Origin of the sequence: Hydrogenovibrio sp. SC-1 (assembly GCF_002848135.1) — a bacterium.
GTDB lineage: Bacteria > Pseudomonadota > Gammaproteobacteria > Thiomicrospirales > Thiomicrospiraceae > Hydrogenovibrio.
In genome coordinates this window covers 87,101-105,995 of the sequence record NZ_PKGB01000009.1, presented here as the reverse complement: position 1 = coordinate 105,995, position 18,895 = coordinate 87,101, and the positions used below count along the sequence as shown (strand labels likewise).

General features: G+C 42.7%; 14 protein-coding genes and 2 tRNA genes. 3 read left to right on the top strand and 13 right to left on the bottom strand.

The features are described 5' to 3' along the window. Positions 1–32: 32 nt before the first annotated feature. From CYQ88_RS06790 to tig, 7 genes are all read right to left on the bottom strand, one after another. Positions 33–109 (bottom strand) — tRNA-Asp (locus CYQ88_RS06790). Between the two features lie 17 nt (positions 110–126). Continuing rightward, positions 127–202: transfer RNA gene (locus CYQ88_RS06785), tRNA-Val, on the bottom strand. A 202-nt stretch (positions 203–404) separates the two neighbouring features. Next, positions 405–677 (bottom strand): HU family DNA-binding protein, encoded by a 273-nt coding sequence (locus CYQ88_RS06780; RefSeq protein WP_101840598.1) that lies wholly within the window; start codon positions 675–677, stop codon positions 405–407. A gap of 114 nt (positions 678–791) precedes the next feature. Further along, the gene (gene lon / locus CYQ88_RS06775) at positions 792–3,236 is read right to left on the bottom strand and encodes an endopeptidase La (protein ID WP_101840597.1); all 2,445 of its coding nucleotides are present in this window, start codon (positions 3,234–3,236) and stop codon (positions 792–794) included. A 195-nt stretch (positions 3,237–3,431) separates the two neighbouring features. After that, positions 3,432–4,682 carry an ATP-dependent Clp protease ATP-binding subunit ClpX gene (gene clpX, locus CYQ88_RS06770; RefSeq protein ID WP_101840596.1) on the bottom strand — a complete coding sequence of 417 codons (1,251 nt, stop codon included), beginning with the start codon at positions 4,680–4,682 and terminating at the stop codon, positions 3,432–3,434. Positions 4,683–4,699: 17 nt separating this feature from the next. Then, positions 4,700–5,302, bottom strand: a complete 603-nt coding sequence (gene clpP / locus CYQ88_RS06765; protein WP_101840595.1) for an ATP-dependent Clp endopeptidase proteolytic subunit ClpP — start codon at positions 5,300–5,302, stop codon at positions 4,700–4,702. 180 nt (positions 5,303–5,482) lie between these two features. Further along, positions 5,483–6,793, bottom strand: coding sequence for a trigger factor (gene tig / locus CYQ88_RS06760; protein WP_101840594.1), 1,311 nt, complete (start codon positions 6,791–6,793; stop codon positions 5,483–5,485). 211 nt (positions 6,794–7,004) lie between these two features. Between tig and CYQ88_RS06755 the strand changes: the two genes are divergently transcribed. Beyond that, entirely contained in the window at positions 7,005–7,223 is a 219-nt protein-coding gene (locus CYQ88_RS06755; RefSeq protein WP_101840593.1) for a DUF2892 domain-containing protein, read from the top strand. Here the strand turns inward: CYQ88_RS06755 and CYQ88_RS06750 are convergent. The 6 genes from CYQ88_RS06750 to CYQ88_RS06725 all read right to left on the bottom strand — a co-directional run bounded on the left by CYQ88_RS06750 (position 7,220) and on the right by CYQ88_RS06725 (position 14,606). Then, entirely contained in the window at positions 7,220–9,184 is a 1,965-nt protein-coding gene (locus tag CYQ88_RS06750; RefSeq protein WP_101840592.1) for an ABC-F family ATP-binding cassette domain-containing protein, read from the bottom strand. The two genes, CYQ88_RS06755 and CYQ88_RS06750, sit on opposite strands and share 4 nt — an antisense overlap. A gap of 3 nt (positions 9,185–9,187) precedes the next feature. After that, positions 9,188–9,883, bottom strand: coding sequence for an ABC transporter ATP-binding protein (locus CYQ88_RS06745; protein ID WP_101840591.1), 696 nt, complete (start codon positions 9,881–9,883; stop codon positions 9,188–9,190). Then, entirely contained in the window at positions 9,876–11,126 is a 1,251-nt protein-coding gene (locus tag CYQ88_RS06740; protein ID WP_101840590.1) for a lipoprotein-releasing ABC transporter permease subunit, read from the bottom strand. The genes CYQ88_RS06745 and CYQ88_RS06740 overlap by 8 nt, the downstream gene beginning before the upstream one ends. Positions 11,127–11,169: 43 nt before the next feature. Further along, positions 11,170–11,796, bottom strand: a complete 627-nt coding sequence (locus CYQ88_RS06735) for a trimeric intracellular cation channel family protein (RefSeq protein ID WP_101840589.1) — start codon at positions 11,794–11,796, stop codon at positions 11,170–11,172. 89 nt (positions 11,797–11,885) lie between these two features. Next, complete coding sequence (locus CYQ88_RS06730) at positions 11,886–13,196, bottom strand: NAD(P)/FAD-dependent oxidoreductase (RefSeq protein WP_101840588.1); 1,311 nt, start codon at positions 13,194–13,196, stop codon at positions 11,886–11,888. A 201-nt stretch (positions 13,197–13,397) separates the two neighbouring features. Continuing rightward, positions 13,398–14,606, bottom strand: a complete 1,209-nt coding sequence (locus CYQ88_RS06725; RefSeq protein WP_101840587.1) for a hypothetical protein — start codon at positions 14,604–14,606, stop codon at positions 13,398–13,400. A gap of 77 nt (positions 14,607–14,683) precedes the next feature. On the opposite strand from CYQ88_RS06725, the gene mfd reads away from it, so the two are divergent. Together mfd and CYQ88_RS06715 are read left to right on the top strand one after the other, a co-directional pair. Next, positions 14,684–18,175 carry a transcription-repair coupling factor gene (gene mfd, locus CYQ88_RS06720; protein WP_101840586.1) on the top strand — a complete coding sequence of 1,164 codons (3,492 nt, stop codon included), beginning with the start codon at positions 14,684–14,686 and terminating at the stop codon, positions 18,173–18,175. Further along, on the top strand, positions 18,169–18,807 hold the full coding sequence (locus CYQ88_RS06715) for a CsiV family protein (RefSeq protein ID WP_101840585.1): 639 nt from the start codon (positions 18,169–18,171) through the stop codon (positions 18,805–18,807). The genes mfd and CYQ88_RS06715 overlap by 7 nt, the downstream gene beginning before the upstream one ends. Positions 18,808–18,895 lie beyond the last annotated feature (88 nt).

Sequence of the window (18,895 nt, the reverse complement as noted above, 5' to 3'; positions counted from 1 at the left end):
GGTTGCTTAAACATTCACAATGAAAACCGTAATGGCGGAGTGGACGGGACTCGAACCCGCGACCCCCTGCGTGACAGGCAAGTATTCTAACCAGCTGAACTACCACTCCGTATCGGGCCTCAAAATTGGTGGGTGATACTGGGTTCGAACCAGTGACCCTCGCCTTGTAAGGGCGATGCTCTCCCAGCTGAGCTAATCACCCAATTTTGATGTCTTCACATTTAATCCAAAACTTAATGACCTTGGATTAACTGATGCGCGTATTATAAGGTCTTGCAGCGCTTTGTCAAACACTTTGCTCGTTTTTTTAACAAAATATGAGCCAAAAAAAACCCCTCAAATTTTAACCTATTGATTTGGTTAAAATTGAGAGGCTTTTGTATTAAGCCAATTAATGAATTTGCTTAGTTAACGGCTTCTTTTAAAGCTTTACCCGCAGAAAACTTAGGAACACGTGCAGCAGGGATTTGCATTTCTGCGCCAGTTTGAGGATTACGACCTGTACGCGCTGAACGCTCACCTACTTTAAAAGTACCAAAACCAATAATGGCAACAGAATCACCTGAGCTTAAGGCTTTTGTTACAGTTGAAACAGTTGCTTCTAGTGCTTTCGCAGCATCTGCTTTTGTTAATCCGGCTTCTTCTGCGATTGCACTAACTAATTCGGTCTTATTCATGATTAAAGTTTCTCCATAGTATTTAGTATTCTTTGACCACCCTCAGGCTTGCAGGTAGTTATATCAGCGTTCAACATTTACTGTCAAGCCCGAATAAAAGAATTTTGCCCAATTTCAGTGTCTTTTGGGTGTTTTTTTGATTATTTGCTTTTCTGCGGGCTTATTGGCCACAATTTTTTCCAAATCTTGCCCCATACTGATATCAGAGGTTGCCGCTTCCCTTGGTTCGGGTAAGCGCTCTAAAGCAACCTTAAATACTTCATCTATCCATTGAACGGGATGAATATCTAAACCAGATTTAATTTCATCGGCAATTTCAGCAAGATCACGAACATTGTCATAAGGGATCAAAACGGTTTTGATGCCACCACGCGCAGCAGCTAACAGCTTTTCTTTTAAGCCACCAATAGGAAGTACCTCTCCGCGCAAAGTAATCTCTCCCGTCATTGCCACATCAGAACGCACAGGGATATTCGTCAACACTGATGCAATCGCCGTACAAATCGCAATACCGGCACTGGGACCATCTTTCTTAATGGCTCCTTCAGGGAAATGCAAATGAATATCTTGCTTCTCATAAAAGTCGTCAGCTAAACCAAGCTCATTAGATCGGCTACGAATCACACTCATTGCCGCCTGAGTGGATTCTTGCATTACACTGCCCAACTGACCCGTTGAGGTATTTTTGCCTTTACCCGGCATAGCTGTAGCTTCAATTCGAAGTAAATCCCCGCCGACTCTTGTCCAAGCCAAACCAGCCACTTGACCAATCTGACTGCGTTCATCTGCTAAACCAAAACGGTATTTCGCCACCCCAAGATATTTTTCCAATAAATCAGGTGTCACCGTTATTTTGGATTGAGCTTCTCCCGTAACGAGTTCTTTGACTGATTTACGACAAATTTTTGCGAGGTTTTGATCGAGTAAACGGACACCTGCTTCGCGGGTATAGGTTTGAATAATCTTTAAAATGGCATCTCGCGTCACGTCCAGTTCTTCTGGTTTTAATCCATGCTCTTTAATCGCACGTGGCAATAAATGCCGATCGGCAATATTCAGCTTTTCGCGCTCGGTATAGCCTGCCAAGTCAATAATTTCCATTCTATCCAATAAGGCTTCAGGAATATCCATTGAATTAGACGTTGCAACAAACATCACATCTGATAAATCATAATCGACTTCCAAATAATGGTCGTTAAAGGTGCTATTTTGTTCAGGATCAAGCACTTCTAATAAGGCACTTGCCGGATCACCGCGATTGTCTCTTGCCATCTTGTCAATTTCATCTAACAAAAACAAAGGATTACGTGTTCCGGCCAATTTCATTTTTTGAATAATACGGCCAGGCAAAGCCCCTAAATAGGTTTTACGATGCCCTCTGATTTCAGCCTCATCACGTACACCACCCAATGACATACGTACATACTTACGATTGGTAGCTTCTGCAATGGATCTGGCAAGTGAGGTTTTACCAACCCCTGGTGGTCCCACCAGACACAAAATCGGCCCCTTCATTTTCCGAACCCGTTTCTGCACCGCAAGATATTCAATAATGCGCTCTTTTACCTTTTCTAGGCCATAATGCTGCTTATCCAATATCGCCTGTGCTTTCTCTAAGTCTTTAGAAACGCGACTACGCTTCTTCCATGGAATCGCCACCATCCATTCAATGTAGGTTCTAACAATATTGGCTTCAGGTGATTGTGGCGACATAAGCTTCAAACGCTTTAACTCTTCATTAGCCACCTTTAATGCAGCTTCTGGCATACCAGCAGCGTCTACCTGCTCTTTCAGACGATCAAATTCCTTTAAACCATCTTCTGAAGCTTCTCCAAGCTCTTCATGAATCGCCTGCAATTTCGTATTTAAATAGAAATTACGCTGTGTCTGATCCATTTTTTTCTTGACGCGACGATTGATTCGCTGCTCAGACTCCAACATTTCTAATTCGGTTTCCAAGGTTCGTAAAATATGCTCTAACCGCTCATTAACCGATAGAATTTCTAAAAGAGACTGTTTTTCTTCAATACTCAGCTTTAAATTCGCTGAAATGGTATCAACTAAACGGTTCGGTTCCGTGATTTTTTGAACACTTTTAATGACTTCACTGGGCACTTTTTTCTTCATGTCAGCATAGTCTTGAAAACGCTCTTGAATGGTTCTGACCAATAGGGTTCCGTCACTATCCAGCGTTTCATTAGAACGCAACTGTTGAATATCCCCAATTAAAAAATCGGTACGATCGGTAAGTCCAACCAGTTCAAAGCGTTTGACCCCTTCCACAAGTACTTTTAGAGTGCCATCTGGCAATTTCAATAGTTGTAGAATATTGGCCATCACCCCCACTTGATAAAGATTATCAATGGTCGGAGTTTCTTCCGTTGCATTTTTTTGGGTCACCAAAAATATTTGCTTATCTTCCGTCATCGCTGAATTTAGTGCATTCATTGACTTTTCACGCCCAACAAATAGCGGAACCACCATACCAGGAAAAACAACGACATCTCTTAATGCCAGTACAAATACATTGGTTTTGAATTCGACTTGTTCAATATCCATAACGTTATCAGACTCGTATTATGTTTAAAAAGCAGCTGAGAAAACTGAATCACCCAACGCAGTTTAAAAATGTAAACAATAAACTTGCCACTTAGGGCAAAAAAAATAAAATGACTTAGAAAATTTACAGAGTACCACTGAATGGTGGATCCGTAAACAGGCCAACGATTGCTGGCCTAAGTAGGATTAGAATGGTTAGTTTGAAGCTTTTTTACTGGCTTCTTGATACATTAGGATTGGTTTTTTCGTGCCCTTAATGACCGCTTTATTAACCACCACTTTTTCTACATTTTTCAAACTGGGTAAGTCATACATGGTGTCTAATAAAGTTTTTTCAAGAATCGAACGCAATCCACGGGCACCTGTTTTTCTTTCAATTGCCAATTTCGCAATTTCAGTTAACGAATCTTTACGAAACTCAAGGGCAGCCCCTTCTAGTTCAAACATTTTCTGATATTGCTTAACAAAGGCATTTTTAGGCTCTGTCAAAATCTGAACCAGTGCTTTTTCATCCAATTCTTCAAGTGAGGCAACGACAGGCAAACGCCCAACAAACTCAGGAATCAAACCAAACTTAACCAAATCTTCTGGTTCAATATTGCGAAATACCTCAGAAACACCCGCTTTCTTCTCAGTAGACTTCACTTCTGCCGAGAATCCAATACCAATGTTTTTCTCAGTCCGTTGCTCAATAATTTTTTCCAGTCCTTCAAAAGCCCCGCCGACAATAAAGAGAATCTTTGAGGTATCGACTTGTATCATATCTTGATTTGGGTGTTTACGCCCACCTTGAGGGGGAATATTGGCCACCGTCCCTTCAATTAGCTTTAAGAGTGCCTGCTGCACCCCTTCACCTGACACATCTCGTGTAATTGATGGATTTTCCGATTTACGGGTAATCTTATCGATTTCGTCAATATAAATAATGCCACGCTCGGCCTTTTCAGGGTCATTATCACAACGCTGCAACAACTTTAACACAATACTTTCAACATCCTCTCCAACATAACCAGCTTCGGTTAAGGTCGTGGCATCTGCAATAGCAAATGGGACATCTAATAAGCGCGCCAATGTCTGTGCCAATAACGTTTTACCTGATCCTGTCGGGCCAATTAACAAGATATTACTCTTATTCAGCTCAACATCATCTTTCTGATAACCACTTTGCAGACGGCGATAGTGGTTATAAACCGCAACCGACAGTACTTTTTTGGCTTGGAATTGACCAATGACATAATCATCTAGGATTGCACTGATTTCATGAGGGGTTGGTAAATGATCCAATTCAAAATGACTGAGTGATTCTTCACCAAATTCTTCTTTCAAAATATCATTGCATAACTCGACACATTCATCGCAAATATAAACAGAAGGCCCTGCAATTAATTTTTTGACTTCATCTTGAGCTTTACCACAAAATGAACAATACAACATTTTTTCACTCATTTAATTGCCTTTGTCGGTTAACGTTGTGAGAGTACTTTATCTACCAAACCATAATCACATGCTTGTTGTGCACTCATAAAATTATCACGATCAGTGTCATTTTCTATCACTTCAATCGGCTGTCCAGTGTGATCTGCTAAGGCTTGATTTAGACGTTGTTTCACTTCAATAATTTCTTTAGCATGAATTTCAATATCTGAAGCTTGTCCTTGAAAACCACCAAGAGGTTGATGAATCATCACCCGTGAGTTAGGCAAAACAAAACGCTTTCCTTTTGCGCCTGCTGACAACAAGAAGGATCCCATGCTGGCCGCTTGACCAATACACATAGTACTAACATCTGGCTTGATAAAACGCATGGTATCATAGATTGCCATGCCCGCAGTGACACTGCCACCCGGCGAGTTAATATACAAATGGATATCTTTATCTGGGTTTTCAGATTCCAAAAATAATAGCTGGGCCACAATCAAATTTGCCATCTGATCCTCAACCTGGCCCACCAAAAAAATAACTCTTTCTTTTAATAGACGAGAATAGATATCAAAAGATCTTTCACCACGACTGGTTTGTTCAATCACCATCGGGATGAGCGCGTCTTGAATTGGAGAGGAATGCATGAAGATAAACCTTTTGTCTGTAACCTTTTTTGCAAAAGGCTATTTATTAAAAACTTTCGAGCGACTGCGCATTAAACGACAGACAATCCCGATTAACTGGCTAAAAAAAAACTTAACCTTACTACAAAAACACGGATTTTTGTAGCCTAGGTTAAGTCTTTAAAGAATCAAAAGGCCGAATTAAGCGGCTGTATTGACAATTTCTTCAAACTTTTTAGAGACTTCTTTGACTTTCGCTTCAGATAAAATCAGCTTAGTGATTTCTCTTTCCACCAAAATCGCATCAATTTCTTTTTGAGCATCCGGGTTATTGGCATACCACTGAATAACTTCTTGTGGATCGTCATAGGAAGAAGCTTGTTCTTCAATAAAGGCTTTACGCCCTTCTTCCGTGGCTTCAATATTATTTTCTTTAATCACTTCACCTAACACAAGACCGATTTTAACGCGCTTTTCAGCATCCGCTTTAAACATATCCGTGGTAATACCCAAATCTTCTGGGTTCATTCCTTGTTGTTTAAACTGCTCAGCTTGGCGATTAAGTAACGTTTGAGCTTCTTGTTCAACTAGCGCTTGAGGCAAAGTCACTTCAACCTTATCAGACAAGGCGTCCAACACAAGCGTACGGTTTTTATTTTCAACCGCTCTGGCTAATTCTTTTTCCATATTGGAACGCACTTCAGCAGTTAACGCTTCTTCTGTGCCAGCATCAACACCCAATGACTTTACAAATTCCTCATCAATCTCAGGAAGCACTTTGGTTTGAACAGAATGAACGGTAATATCAAAAGTCACCGCTTGCCCTTTAAGCTCTTCAGACTGGTAATCTTCAGGGAAAGTCACATCAATGGTTTTTTCTTCACCTTTCTTCATTCCTTCAATGCCATCTTCAAAACCAGGAATCATTCGACCTGAACCAAGTTCTAAAGGAACATCTTCTGCTTTTCCACCTTCAAACTCAACGCCGTCTTTTTTACCAACGAAGTCGATAATGACCTGATCACCTTTTTTGGCCTTCTTATTGCCATTGGCAGGCTTCCAAGCAGACTTTTGTTCGCGCAATTTAGTAATCATCGTATCAACATCTTTATCCGTTACTTCAGATTTGTTGAGTTCAACTGATAAATCACTAAATTTTGGTAAATCAATTTTTGGAAACACTTCAAACTTGGCAGAATACAGAATTTGACCATCCTGCTCATCCAGTTTGTGGAACTGAGGATAGCCCGCAATATTCAATTCTTCCTTTGCGATGGCATCATAAAAAGAGGCTTGAACCGTCTCGCCAAGCATTTCCTGGCGAACCTGACCACCATAACGCTTTTTAACGATTGACATGGGAACTTTTCCAGGACGAAATCCATCCATTTTAACGGTCGAGCGCATTTGCGCTAAACGCTTTTCAACTTTGCTGTCTAAATCAGTTGAAGGTAAAGTGACATTAATCGTATGTTCTAGCCCTGATTCTGGTTTTTCTACGGTTACTTGCATAGGTATTGATCTCAAAAATTTAAGTCCGAATAACGAAGTGGATATCCCGCTTCAACGGCGTGACAAAATAAACGGCAAATTATACTGATTTTAGTGACTTATTGAAAGTAAAGGCGTGTATTTATTTCTAAAAGTCATTTTCATTATTCAAAACATCATGATATGATAATATCTTTATATCCTTGCAATTAAAAAACAAAGGTAAACAACGATGGTAATTGAAAAATTCATGATGATGATGGTTGGTACAATGGTATTGTTGTCCGCAGTACTGGCTTACGCAGTTTCACCTTTATGGCTATTGCTCACCGGCTTTATTGGCATTAACTTGCTCATTTCTGGTTTAACCGGTTTTTGCCCGATGGTGTACATTTTGAATAAATTTGGCATGAAACACGGCTGTGCTTTCCGCAACTGTCGAGAATCTTAATTTGCTTCAAACTGAGCTTCAATTGTCTCAAGCTCAGATTCCAATTCTAACCAGCTTTCTTCCAAGTCATCTATTTCGGATTTAAGCTGGGCTTCTTCCAATAAAATAGCCTTAAGTGATTCAGCTTGATCTGACTCATAGAGACGACTGTCTTCCATTTGCTGGTGGCAATTCAATAATGCCTTTTGTGCCGTGGACAACTGCTTCTCCACCTTTTGTAATCGTTGCTTAGGCTGGCGCATTGCTTGTTGCAGTTGTTGACGCATGGCGGCGTTCTGTTGACGCTGTGCCTTTTTATCATTAACGGCCGATTTTTCGGCACCATTTACACCAGGCCTGGTTGTTTTTGCGCCAGCATTCGCACTTTGTTGTTTTTCTTTTAAGGTTCGTAAACGCTGATTTAGATAAGCCTCTAAATCGCCATGATAACGCGTCACCTGCTGATTATGCACCCACCAAAACTGATCAACAATGCTGGACAACAAATGCTGATCATGGCTGACCAAAATAAGCGCCCCCGAAAAATCTTGCAACGCCAACTCAAGCGCATCACGGGTTTCCATATCCAAATGATTGGTTGGTTCATCGAGAATAATTAGGTTCGGTTTTTGATAAATCATTAACGCCAAACACAGTCGAGCCTTTTCACCACCGGAAAAATCCACTACGGGACTTAAGGCTTGATCCGCCGAAAAACCAAATTGCCCTAAAAAATTACGCGCTTGCTGATCGGTTATTCGCGATTGATCATTACCCGGCAAGGCTAACAAATGCGCTACAGGCGACTGTTGCGGGTTTAACGCTTCTAATTGATGCTGTGCAAAATAACCAATCTTTAACCCCTTACTATGCAAAACTTTACCTTGCTGGGGCTTAAGCTCCTTGATCAAACACTTCAATAAAGTTGACTTACCGGAACCATTAATACCAACCAAGCCAATGCGATCACCTGCGCGCAGGGTTAAATTCACCGAATTTAAAATGGGACTGGTTTCATACCCAAACTGTAGGTCTTCTACTTCCAACATCGGATCGGGTAAAAAATCCGGGTCGGCAATTTGAAATTGAAACGGGTTCATCGCCTGAACTGCCGCAACCGTTTCCATCCTTTCCAACGCTTTAACCCGACTTTGCGCTTGCTTCGCTTTACTGGCTTTGGCTTTAAAGCGTTCTATAAAGGATTTGAGATGTTGCATCTGTTGCTTTTGCTTATCATGCAACGCTTGTTGCTGCATTAATTGCGCATTGCGTTGTCGCTCAAATGCGGCAAAATTCCCACTATACAACTGAATTTTCTGATGATCTAAATGGGCAACGCCCTGCACAACTTCATCCAGAAACATTCGATCATGCGAAATCACCATCACCGCACCCCGAAATTGCTTTAACCACTGCACCAACCAGGCGACAGCTTCAATATCCAAGTGATTTGTCGGCTCATCGAGCAGCAATAAATCTGCGCGTTGCATCAAAGCGGCTGCCAGCTTAAGTCTGACTTGCCAGCCCCCAGAAAACGAACCGACCTGCTTATCAAAATCGGCTTCACTAAAGCCCAACCCAAACAAGAGTTGTTGTGCCTTTTGAGGGACTTCATAACCATCAATCAAATCAAGCTGGTCGTAAGCTTTGACTAGATCATCATGCGCGTTGCTCAATTCGGCTGCATCAATTTGCGCGCGCACCTTGGCATAAAGCGAATCCCCTTGCATGACATAATCCAGCGCATTTAAATGTAAATGACTCTGTTCTTGTGCCACATAACCCACCAACCAACTTTCAGGCATTTGAATCGTGCCCGCTTCCAAAGCAACTTGATTCAGCACAGCCTTTAACAAGGTCGATTTACCGGCACCATTCGCCCCGATTAAGCCAATTTTTTGTCCGGGATGAAGTGTCAAACTGGCGTTTTGTAATAAAACTTTACTACCCGCCATTAAGTCAATTGCTTGGATGGATAACATAATTTATTCGACTGGCTCTGTTGGCAAATCAAAGCGCCCTTCGGTCAGGTGGTAGCTTCGATCCATTTGTGCAGCAAGATTCAAATCGTGGGTCACCACCACCAATGCAGTCTGTTGTTCTTCATTTAAGGTGAGCATCAAATCAAACACCTGCTGTGCTGAGTGTTCATCCAAATTCCCAGTTGGTTCATCGGCCAGCACACAGGCTGGACGCGTAATCAAAGCGCGTGCGATGGCCACTCTTTGGCGTTCGCCGCCTGATAATTCAGCAGACTTGTGGCCTAATCGATGTGACAACCCCACCCGATCTAGTAACGCTTTAGCCTCCATTTCAGCCAGGCCTGATGCCTGACGTCGTACTCGTAATGGCAACATTACGTTTTCCAACGCCGTTAACTCCGGCAGTAAAAAATGAAATTGATAGACAAACCCAAGATATTGATTGCGTAGTCGTCCTCGCTTCACATCATTTAAGGTTGAAAAAGCGTTATTCATTAAAGTGACTTCGCCTGCCGTCGGTTGATCCAGACCGGCTAACAAGTGCAACAAGGTGCTTTTGCCTGAACCAGATGAGCCGACAATCGCGACCTTTTCACAAGGCGTTAAGCGAAAATCCAGCCCTTGAATTACCGACGTTTCTAACTTGCCATCTTTGTATGTTTTTTCTAGCCCATTGGCCTGTAAAATGGAATCACTCATAGCGTAATGCCTCCGCCGGCTGGGTATTGGCTGCTCTTCTTGCTGGATAAAGCGTGGCCAATAACGTTAAAACAAAGGCCAGACCGGCGACAAACCAAACGTCATCCCAATGGAGGTCAGATGGAATCTTACTAATGTAATACACATCGGCAGGAAAGAACTGAAATCCAAACACCCCTTCAATAAACGGCACAATCACATCGATATTTAATGCAATCGCCACCCCGCCTGCGATGCCCAAAATTGCTCCCATCACCCCAATAATCATACCCTGCACCATAAAAATGGTTTGGATACTTAACGGTGACGCCCCAATGGTTCTTAACACTGCGATGTCTTTTTGTTTATCGGTCACCACCATTACCATCGTCGAGACGATATTAAACGCCGCCACCATAATAATCAGTGCCAGCACAATAAACATCATCTTCTTTTCCATTTCAATGGCTTTAAAGAAATTGGCATGTTGTTGTGTCCAATCGCGCATATACAGCAATTCATCTAATTCTGCTGATAATTGGTCGCGAACCGTTTGCACATCAAACAAGTCATTTAACCGCAATTGCAGTGCCGACACTTGATTGCCCATTTTAAATATGCGCTGGGCATCCTCGATATGGATAATCGCCAAAGCACTGTCATACTCATGCATACCTACTTCAAACAACCCTGAAACGGTAAAACGCTTTAATCGTGGCATCACTCCCATCGGTGAAATGGATGCTTGTGGTGCCACCAAGGTAATCTTATCGCCAATGGATACGCCCAACCCATTGGCAAGCTCAGTACCAATAATAATGTTGTAATCTCGGGAGGCCAAGTCAGCTAATTGACCATAAACCATCTTGCTATCAATATCAGCGACTTCCCGTTCATAACGGGGCAAAACGCCGCGAACAACCACGCCTTTCACCTTATCGCCGCTAGTCAACATTCCCTGCCCCATTGCATTTGGCGCTGCGCCAGACACATTAGGGAGTTGTTTTACCACATGATAGAGGTCTTGCCAGTGTGTCAAACGCTCACCTTGTTGTGACAAGGTCATGTGCGCCGTCATATCTAAAATACGATCACGTAATTCCTGCTGAAAGCCATTCATAATCGACAGCACCGTAATGAGCGCCGTTACCCCCAACGCAATGCCAATCATCGACGACAAAGAAATAAAGGATATAAAGCCATTGCGGCGCTTTGCACGGGTATAACGAACACCCAATAACAACTCATAAGGGAGTTTAAACATAGTTTTCCTTGCTGTTAAATCAGTTTCATTATGACGATTAAACTCAATCCGAATAATTGATCGGCTGAAAAACTGGCAAGCCAATATTAAACAAAATGGCCCACACTCTAAAAATAAAAATAACGCCAATAGAAGCAATAATGGCCATATCCATCGGAATTTTCATATCGACCAACACCAATAACAAGCTAATGCCGACAAAAGAAGCGGTTGCATAGATTTCTTTACGAAAAATTAACGGTACTTCTCCCATTAATACATCACGAATCACACCGCCAACAACCCCAGTCATTACCCCTGTCATAATCACAATTGGATCAGACAAGCCAAGAGCCATGGCTTTTTGTGCGCCAATCACACTAAAAACGGCCAAGCCAAGCGCATCTAAATACACCAACAAAGTAATGGGAATAGTTTTAAAGCGTGCATAAAAAAACAAGAATAACGTTGAAATCACCACCACATAAATGTAAATATTTTGGGTGATCCAAAAAACGGGTTGATCGAGGATTAAATCTCTTAAGGTACCGCCTCCCACAGCCGTCACCATCGCAATGACCACAGCCCCAAACAGATCCAGCTGTTTACGGCTGGCAGCCAATAGCCCAGTCATTGCAAAAACGACCGTGCCTAATAAATCCAAAAAGTAGAGTGTCTGTAGTAAATTCATCGCGGTATTATACCGATTAAGGCATATTCCATACCAACAAAAACGCCCTCATTTGAGAGGGCGTTTTGAATGGAGTTAAATCGATTATCTTAATGCTTTTCGGATTTCAAACGATTAATACCCAGCATTTTCATAATATATTTTTGATAAATAGGCTCAGAATTACCCGCCTTCATATTACGGATAAAGTATTTTTCAAAGGCAATCTTCGCTAAATGCACCCATTTACCCCGTTTTGCCCAGGTTAAATTACGAGGCGGAATTTGTGGTAAGGCCACAAAAGCTGCACCCGTATCCCCCATATCCGCCAAACAAACCGTATTCCAGGTTGGCTCTTCTACTGGGCCGTTACCCGCAAGATTGGCTTCGATATTATGACAAATCGCGGTGACCATGGATTCAATCATCAAACCTGTTTTAGGCGTTCCGACGGGCACTGGTGTTGCTTCAACAGGTGGAATCGCAATCCCGACACCCAATGCATAGATATTATGATAAGTTGCGTTTCGGCTATAGCTATCCACTTTCACAAACCCACGTGGGTTCACTAAAGGCCCACCCATATTTTCGGGTTCAACTAGATCTTGTAAAAACTTAGACCCTTTAAAGGCCGGCAACATCATTGAATATTTGAAAGGTAATTCATGTTGATCGATTACATCGCCACGATTATTGTGCTCATCGACATACATTTTGCCATCTTCAATTTTGGTCACTTTCGCATTACAAATCCAGTTGATATGGCGATCACGCATCTCATTTTCCATCAACCCTTTAGAGTCGCCAACACCACCAAGGCCCAAGTGACCCACATAAGGCTCGGACGTCACAAAGGTCATTGGTACCTGACTACGAATCTTACGCTTACGCAAATCGGTTTCCATAATCATACCGAATTCATAGGCTGGACCAAAACAAGAAGCCCCTTGGACCGCACCAAAGACAATTGGTCCTGGATCTTTACAAAATTCTTCCCACTGGTCATAAGCTTCTACTGAATGTGGCGTGGTACAGATGGATACCGTATGCCCACCTTGGCTTTTAGGCCCTAGCCCTTCCACTTCATCAAAGGCCAAAGACGGTCCTGTTGCAAGAATAAGGTAATCATAATCCATCTCATTACCATCACTTAATGTGAGTTTATTGTTCTCAGCATCCAGCTTTGTTGCAGTTTGGTGATAAAACTCGATCCCCTTACGCACCAAATGCGGTTCTAATTTAAAAGAAATATCCGATGGTTTACGCCAACCGACAGCAACCCAAGGGTTTGACGGAATAAAGTTAAACTCATCAATGGCATTGACCACTTTGACAGTATGCTCTTTTCCAATGTGCTTACGCACATCGTATGCCATTGGTAACCCACCAGTACTTGAACCAACGATGACTATTGTTGCCATAAATCCATCCTTTTTGATATTAAAGTGATATTCATTAAAAGTCCTGCAATCATAACACGCTTTTTTTTGTTTTTATAGCTTATCAAAAACGGTTAATAGGTAAAATTATCTTGCCGTAACTTTAAGTAGTTATTCTCATTCATATCAACCTTAATTAACAATAAAAAATTTCAATCACAATTTAAAATAATCTTATTAAACTCAGGGTTTTAACTGATAGGCTGGCAGCCAAAGTAACATAATATAAGAGGCCAATAAGGTTGCTAACAAGGTGACTAAACTCGCCTGAGCAACCCACTCATGTGGATGAAAAGCCAGCACAAACAGTCCAACCACCAATAATTGCGTGGTTAGCCAAATTGGGCGCCCAACCGTACTTAACGCATAGCGATGACACTGTTCAGCGGATTTAAAAAAACCTTGTTTAGAGCGCAAATAACGTGAAAAATAATGAATACTGTCATCTAATACAATCCCCAAAGGCACAATTAAAATCATGGCCGAAAGTTCAGCCACCGGCTGTAAACTAAAGTAGCCGGTCAGCACCAAGACTATCGCTGCAAGACTGGATAGAATCGCCATCAAAGAGACCTGCCAATCTTTCCAGACCAACCATAGCAATCCCAAACAGGCCAATAACATCATCCAGACCGCATTCAAACTGGTCATAAACTGTGATAAATATACGAGACTAAACACCAGCAGCGCTAAGGATAACCACACCATACTGCTAAGCCAAACAGGAAAGCGTTGCATTTTTTTAACCACTTCCAGAAAACCATGACGATCATCATAATGACCGACCCGAAATTCCAAAAACCAGTTCAACAACCCTAACGGAACCCAAGTAACGATTGCCATATAACTGATGATCGCCCCCAAGCCAACTACCCAAGCCATGTCCAACCATTGAGGATGATAAAAGCCAGCCACTAAAAACCCCAAAGCCGTGGTCGTATTCGATAATAAAATCGGCATTGCATTAAGCTTAAGGGCTTCTGCAATGGCATCATGCTGAAAAGCGCCTCTCGCCATTTCACGTAATAAGGTCGCCAATAGATGAACCAAATTCCCCACAACCATGGTCATCACCACCACTAATGCCAAGACCGAACTCGAAGACAATGACACCGTGAACCAAGCTAAAGTACCTAATAAACTCAACCAAACGAAACAACTGACAATCAGTAGCAGGGCCGCCGTTTTTAAAGAATCAAACAATTTAATCGCAACCCCACTCATGGCGAATAAACTCATTAAAACCCAAGCGGCATCCAATAACTGAATCGGACTTTTCTGAATCAACAAGCCTGAGCTCATTAGCAGCATGCTGCCAATGACGACACTCCAGACTAAGGGTAAATTATGCGCCATAATTTGTACCCAATCATACGCCCAACGTCCATTCATTTATCGTAAAACCCCGCTTCATGCCTAACTCAATTTTGTTAGAATACCATCAATTTAAATTTGCCTATACACTAAACATGCCTACAGCTCAAAAATCTGCTCCTGCACTCACAGACACCCCTAAGCTTCCGCTAAAGGGCCACCTTTCACACTGGACTTGTCGCAATGCGGCCGAAACCGCGCTGGCCGTCATTTCAAAAGCACAAAAACAACCAGGCCTGGTGATTTTTCTAACCGAAAATATGGCCAATGCCAACCAATATCATTCGCTTTTCAAGTTTTTTAGTGATGATCAACTGCCCATTTTAACTTTTCCCGAATGGGAAACCCTACCTTACGACCATTTTTCGCCACATCAAGACATTATCTCTCAGCGTTTAACCACCCTTTATCAACTCCCCAGTTTATCAAATGGTGTGCTAATTTTACCCATCAGCACTTTGATCCAAAAAGTCGCTCCTCACCCGTTTATCGAAAAATTCACCTTTCTGTTGCAAAAAGGCGATGAAATTGAAATTGAACCCTTTTGCCAACAATTAGAAAATGGCAGTTATAAACGGGTTAGCCAGGTTATGGAACATGGTGAGTTTGCTATTCGTGGCTCCATTATTGACCTGTTTCCCATTGGCAGCAAAACCCCTTACCGATTGGATCTATTTGATAATGAGATTGATAGCCTCCGCAGCTTCGATCCAGAAACGCAACGTAGCATCGACACCATTGATGCCATTGAACTACTGCCAGCAAAAGAATATGACTTGACTGCGGAAGGCATTTCGCTGTTTCGCCAAAACGCCCGCCACCACTTTGGTGAGAATGTGCGTAATACCCAACTCTATCAATCGGTCACGCAAAACCAAACCCTAGATGGGCTGGAATATTATCTATCGCTGTTTCATACTGATGTAGCCACGTTATTTGATTACTTCCCAGAAAACAGTCTTTTTTTCAGTGAGACTGACATTGGTGCAGGTATTCAGCACACCTGGCAAGACTATCAAGAACGGTTTGATATAGCCCAGCATAACCCAGATTACCCGCTGCTCAAACCTCAAGAATTAATTCTCTCTGAAAGTGATGTGTTTAGTGAACTTCGAGCCTTTCACCGGATACAACTGCAAAATGCTGCAGATGACAAAGACAGTATTCAATTTAATACCCAATCGGTGCCCGACTTAACGCTCCAGACTAACAGCGACTACCCTTTTGCCAAACTAGTTGCGTTTATTGACCAGTATCACACCCAATCATCAAAGCGCATTCTCTATTGCGCTGAATCCACCGGTCGCCGCGAAACGTTATTAACACTGTTTGGCAGTACCCCACAATTAAAAGCCAAACTGCCCAAACAAATTGAGAGCTGGTCTGACTTTTTAAACAACACCGATCCTTTTCAAATCGTGGTTGGCCCATTGGAAGAGTCCATTCTAACGCCCGATTTCTGCATTCTGTCTGAAACGCAGATATTTGGTCAAACGGTCATTCAAAAACGTCGCCGAAAGCGCAAACATAGCGAGTTCGAAAATGGCATCAGCAACCTCATTGAACTTGAGGTTGGGGATCCTGTGGTACATTTTGACCACGGCGTTGGTCGATATTTAGGACTCGAAACCCTCTCATTACAAAATGAAGAAACTGAATTCTTAATGATTCAATATGCCAGTGACGCCAAACTATATGTCCCTGTCACGTCATTACACTTAATTAGCCGTTACACTGGCGCCAGCGCAGAAACAGCACCACTTCATAAACTGGGCTCCGATAAATGGGAAAAAGCCAAACGTAAAGCCGCCGAAAAAGCGCATGATGTTGCTGCTGAACTGCTGGATATTTATGCGCAACGAGAAGCCAAACCTGGGCATGCTCATACCACAGATGACGATGCCTATACTCGGTTTTCCGCCAACTTTCCGTTTGAAGAAACGCCCGATCAACAAGCCGCAATTGAAGCCGTGTTGGACGATATGCATCAACCCAAACCCATGGATCGTTTGGTGTGCGGCGACGTTGGCTTTGGGAAAACCGAGGTGGCTATGCGAGCTGCGTTTGTTGCCGCTTACTCGGGCAAGCAAGTGGCCGTATTAGTGCCGACCACGCTACTGGCGCAACAACATTTAGACAATTTCAAAGACCGTTTTGCCGATTGGCCGATCCGCATTGAAGGCTTATCCCGCTTTCAAACTGCAAAACAAACCCAGCAAATCCTGGAGGCCGTCAAAAACAACCAAGTTGATATTATTATTGGCACCCACAAACTCATTCAAAATGATATGCAGTTTGGCAATCTCGGCTTAATTATTATTGACGAAGAACATCGTTTCGGTGTGCGCCAGAAAGAGCAATTGAAAAAACTCAGAACGGAAGTTGATGTGTTGACCATGACCGCAACGCCCATCCCACGCACATTGAATATGGCCATGAATGATTTACGAGATCTGTCCATTATTGCCACACCGCCCGCAAAACGCCTTGCGGTTCAAACGTTTGTGCAAGATTGGAATCCCGACACAGTTAAAGAAGCTTGTCTACGGGAAATTCGTCGCGGCGGCCAAGTCTATTTATTGTTTAATAATGTCGATAAAATCGACTATATGGCTGAAGAAATGCAAGCCTTACTGCCCGATGCCAAAATTGAAGTGGCACACGGACAAATGCATGAGCGAGAACTGGAAAAAGTCATGCAAGACTTTTACCATCGTCGCTTCCATATTCTGGTCTGCACCACCATTATCGAAACCGGTATTGATATTCCCACTGCCAACACTATTTTAATTCATCGAGCCGATAAATTTGGCTTGGCACAGTTACACCAGTTACGCGGTCGAGTGGGTCGGTCACACCACAAGGCTTACGCTTACCTCTTCACTGCCGGCAAATCACTGATGACCAAAGATGCCGAAAAACGACTCACGGCCATTGCTAAACACGACACCCTGGGCGCGGGTTTTATGCTGGCCAGTCACGATCTGGAAATTCGCGGAGCGGGTGAATTACTTGGGGATGGGCAATCTGGACAAATCCAAGAAATCGGTTTTGGTCTCTACACTGAAATTCTCGAGCGAGCGGTTAAAGCACTCAAATCCGGAAACCAACCCGAACTCAATACGCAGCTTCACAGTGGTGCTGAAGTGGATTTAGGCGTACCGACTCTCATTCCAGAAACTTACTTACCCGACATTCATACTCGGTTGGTATTTTATAAACGCATTGCCAGCGCTGGCGATGAAAACGCGCTGCAAGAACTGCAGGTGGAAATGATTGACCGTTTTGGATTGCTGCCGCCACAAGTGCAAAACCTGTTTACCGCTACACTGGTAAAGTTAAAGTTAGACGCACTTAATCTGAAAAAATGTGAAGCCAGTGACAGCATGATTCGCCTACAGTTTGGCAATCAACCCAATATTGATCCCCTTGCCCTCATTCAACTGATTCAAAATCATCCAAAACAATACCAACTTAAAGGGCAAAGTGAATTAAAATATTTTGATGATTTTCCCGAGGTCAGTCAGCGACTTGCTGCCATTAACCTACTACTGACGACCATTGCTAACAAGGAATCCGCATGCTAAAGAAACTGCTTACAACGCTATTCATCTGGAGTCTATGCACAATTCATGCACAAGCTGCTCCAGAACCAGAAATGGAAGAAGGTGCCAGCGCCAATCCTAAATACCAAGTGGAAATGGTTATCTTTGAAACCCTAGCGTTACGCGGTTGGACAGAAGAATATTGGCGCCCTAACCCCGAAATAATTGATTTTGAAGAAGCTGAAATGCCGCCAGAAGAATTACTACCGGAGCAATTCATGCTGTCAGAACAGGTGGCTAAGATGACACCCGAAAAAGGCTATCGAATTTTGAAACACAGCAGCTGGATTTTAGAAGGGAAACCTGAAGAAGAAGCCGTACCGCTGATTATTGAAGTGCTACCGGAAGAAAGCCATCAGTCGCGTGTTGAAGGCACACTGACCTTTTATAAATCGCGCTTTGCTCATGTGCAACTACACTTAGAACTTGAACGGAAAATTCCTGAAAGATTGCTAGCCGCTTTTGCGCAAAATCAACATACAGAAGAAGCCTTTTTACCGGAGTTTTGGCGTTTCGAGCTCAAAGAATCTCGCAAAATAAAGTCAGGCGAATTGCACTATTTTGACCATCCCATTTACGGCGTCTTGATGCAAATACAATACCAAGGGGAATAATCCCCTTTTGTCCTATCCAATCAATCAAAATGACCAGGCCTGGTCAAAATAGCGGTTTTTTTTCGCGAGAAACCCTTAAACTTTCCGA

Bases quoted from the DNA above. Each gene is read 5' to 3' on its own strand.
- CYQ88_RS06725 (WP_101840587.1), bottom strand. From the start codon at position 14,606: ATGAATGGACGTTGGGCGTATGATTGGGTACAAATTATGGCGCATAAT.
- clpP (WP_101840595.1), bottom strand. From the start codon at position 5,302: ATGCATTCCTCTCCAATTCAAGACGCGCTCATCCCGATGGTGATTGAA.
- CYQ88_RS06755 (WP_101840593.1), top strand. From the start codon at position 7,005: ATGGTAATTGAAAAATTCATGATGATGATGGTTGGTACAATGGTATTG.
- CYQ88_RS06750 (WP_101840592.1), bottom strand. From the start codon at position 9,184: ATGTTATCCATCCAAGCAATTGACTTAATGGCGGGTAGTAAAGTTTTA.
- lon (WP_101840597.1), bottom strand. From the start codon at position 3,236: ATGGATATTGAACAAGTCGAATTCAAAACCAATGTATTTGTACTGGCA.
- CYQ88_RS06780 (WP_101840598.1), bottom strand. From the start codon at position 677: ATGAATAAGACCGAATTAGTTAGTGCAATCGCAGAAGAAGCCGGATTA.
- CYQ88_RS06715 (WP_101840585.1), top strand. From the start codon at position 18,169: ATGCTAAAGAAACTGCTTACAACGCTATTCATCTGGAGTCTATGCACA.
- tig (WP_101840594.1), bottom strand. From the start codon at position 6,793: ATGCAAGTAACCGTAGAAAAACCAGAATCAGGGCTAGAACATACGATT.
- CYQ88_RS06730 (WP_101840588.1), bottom strand. From the start codon at position 13,196: ATGGCAACAATAGTCATCGTTGGTTCAAGTACTGGTGGGTTACCAATG.
- mfd (WP_101840586.1), top strand. From the start codon at position 14,684: ATGCCTACAGCTCAAAAATCTGCTCCTGCACTCACAGACACCCCTAAG.
- CYQ88_RS06735 (WP_101840589.1), bottom strand. From the start codon at position 11,796: ATGAATTTACTACAGACACTCTACTTTTTGGATTTATTAGGCACGGTC.
- clpX (WP_101840596.1), bottom strand. From the start codon at position 4,682: ATGAGTGAAAAAATGTTGTATTGTTCATTTTGTGGTAAAGCTCAAGAT.
- CYQ88_RS06740 (WP_101840590.1), bottom strand. From the start codon at position 11,126: ATGTTTAAACTCCCTTATGAGTTGTTATTGGGTGTTCGTTATACCCGT.
- CYQ88_RS06745 (WP_101840591.1), bottom strand. From the start codon at position 9,883: ATGAGTGATTCCATTTTACAGGCCAATGGGCTAGAAAAAACATACAAA.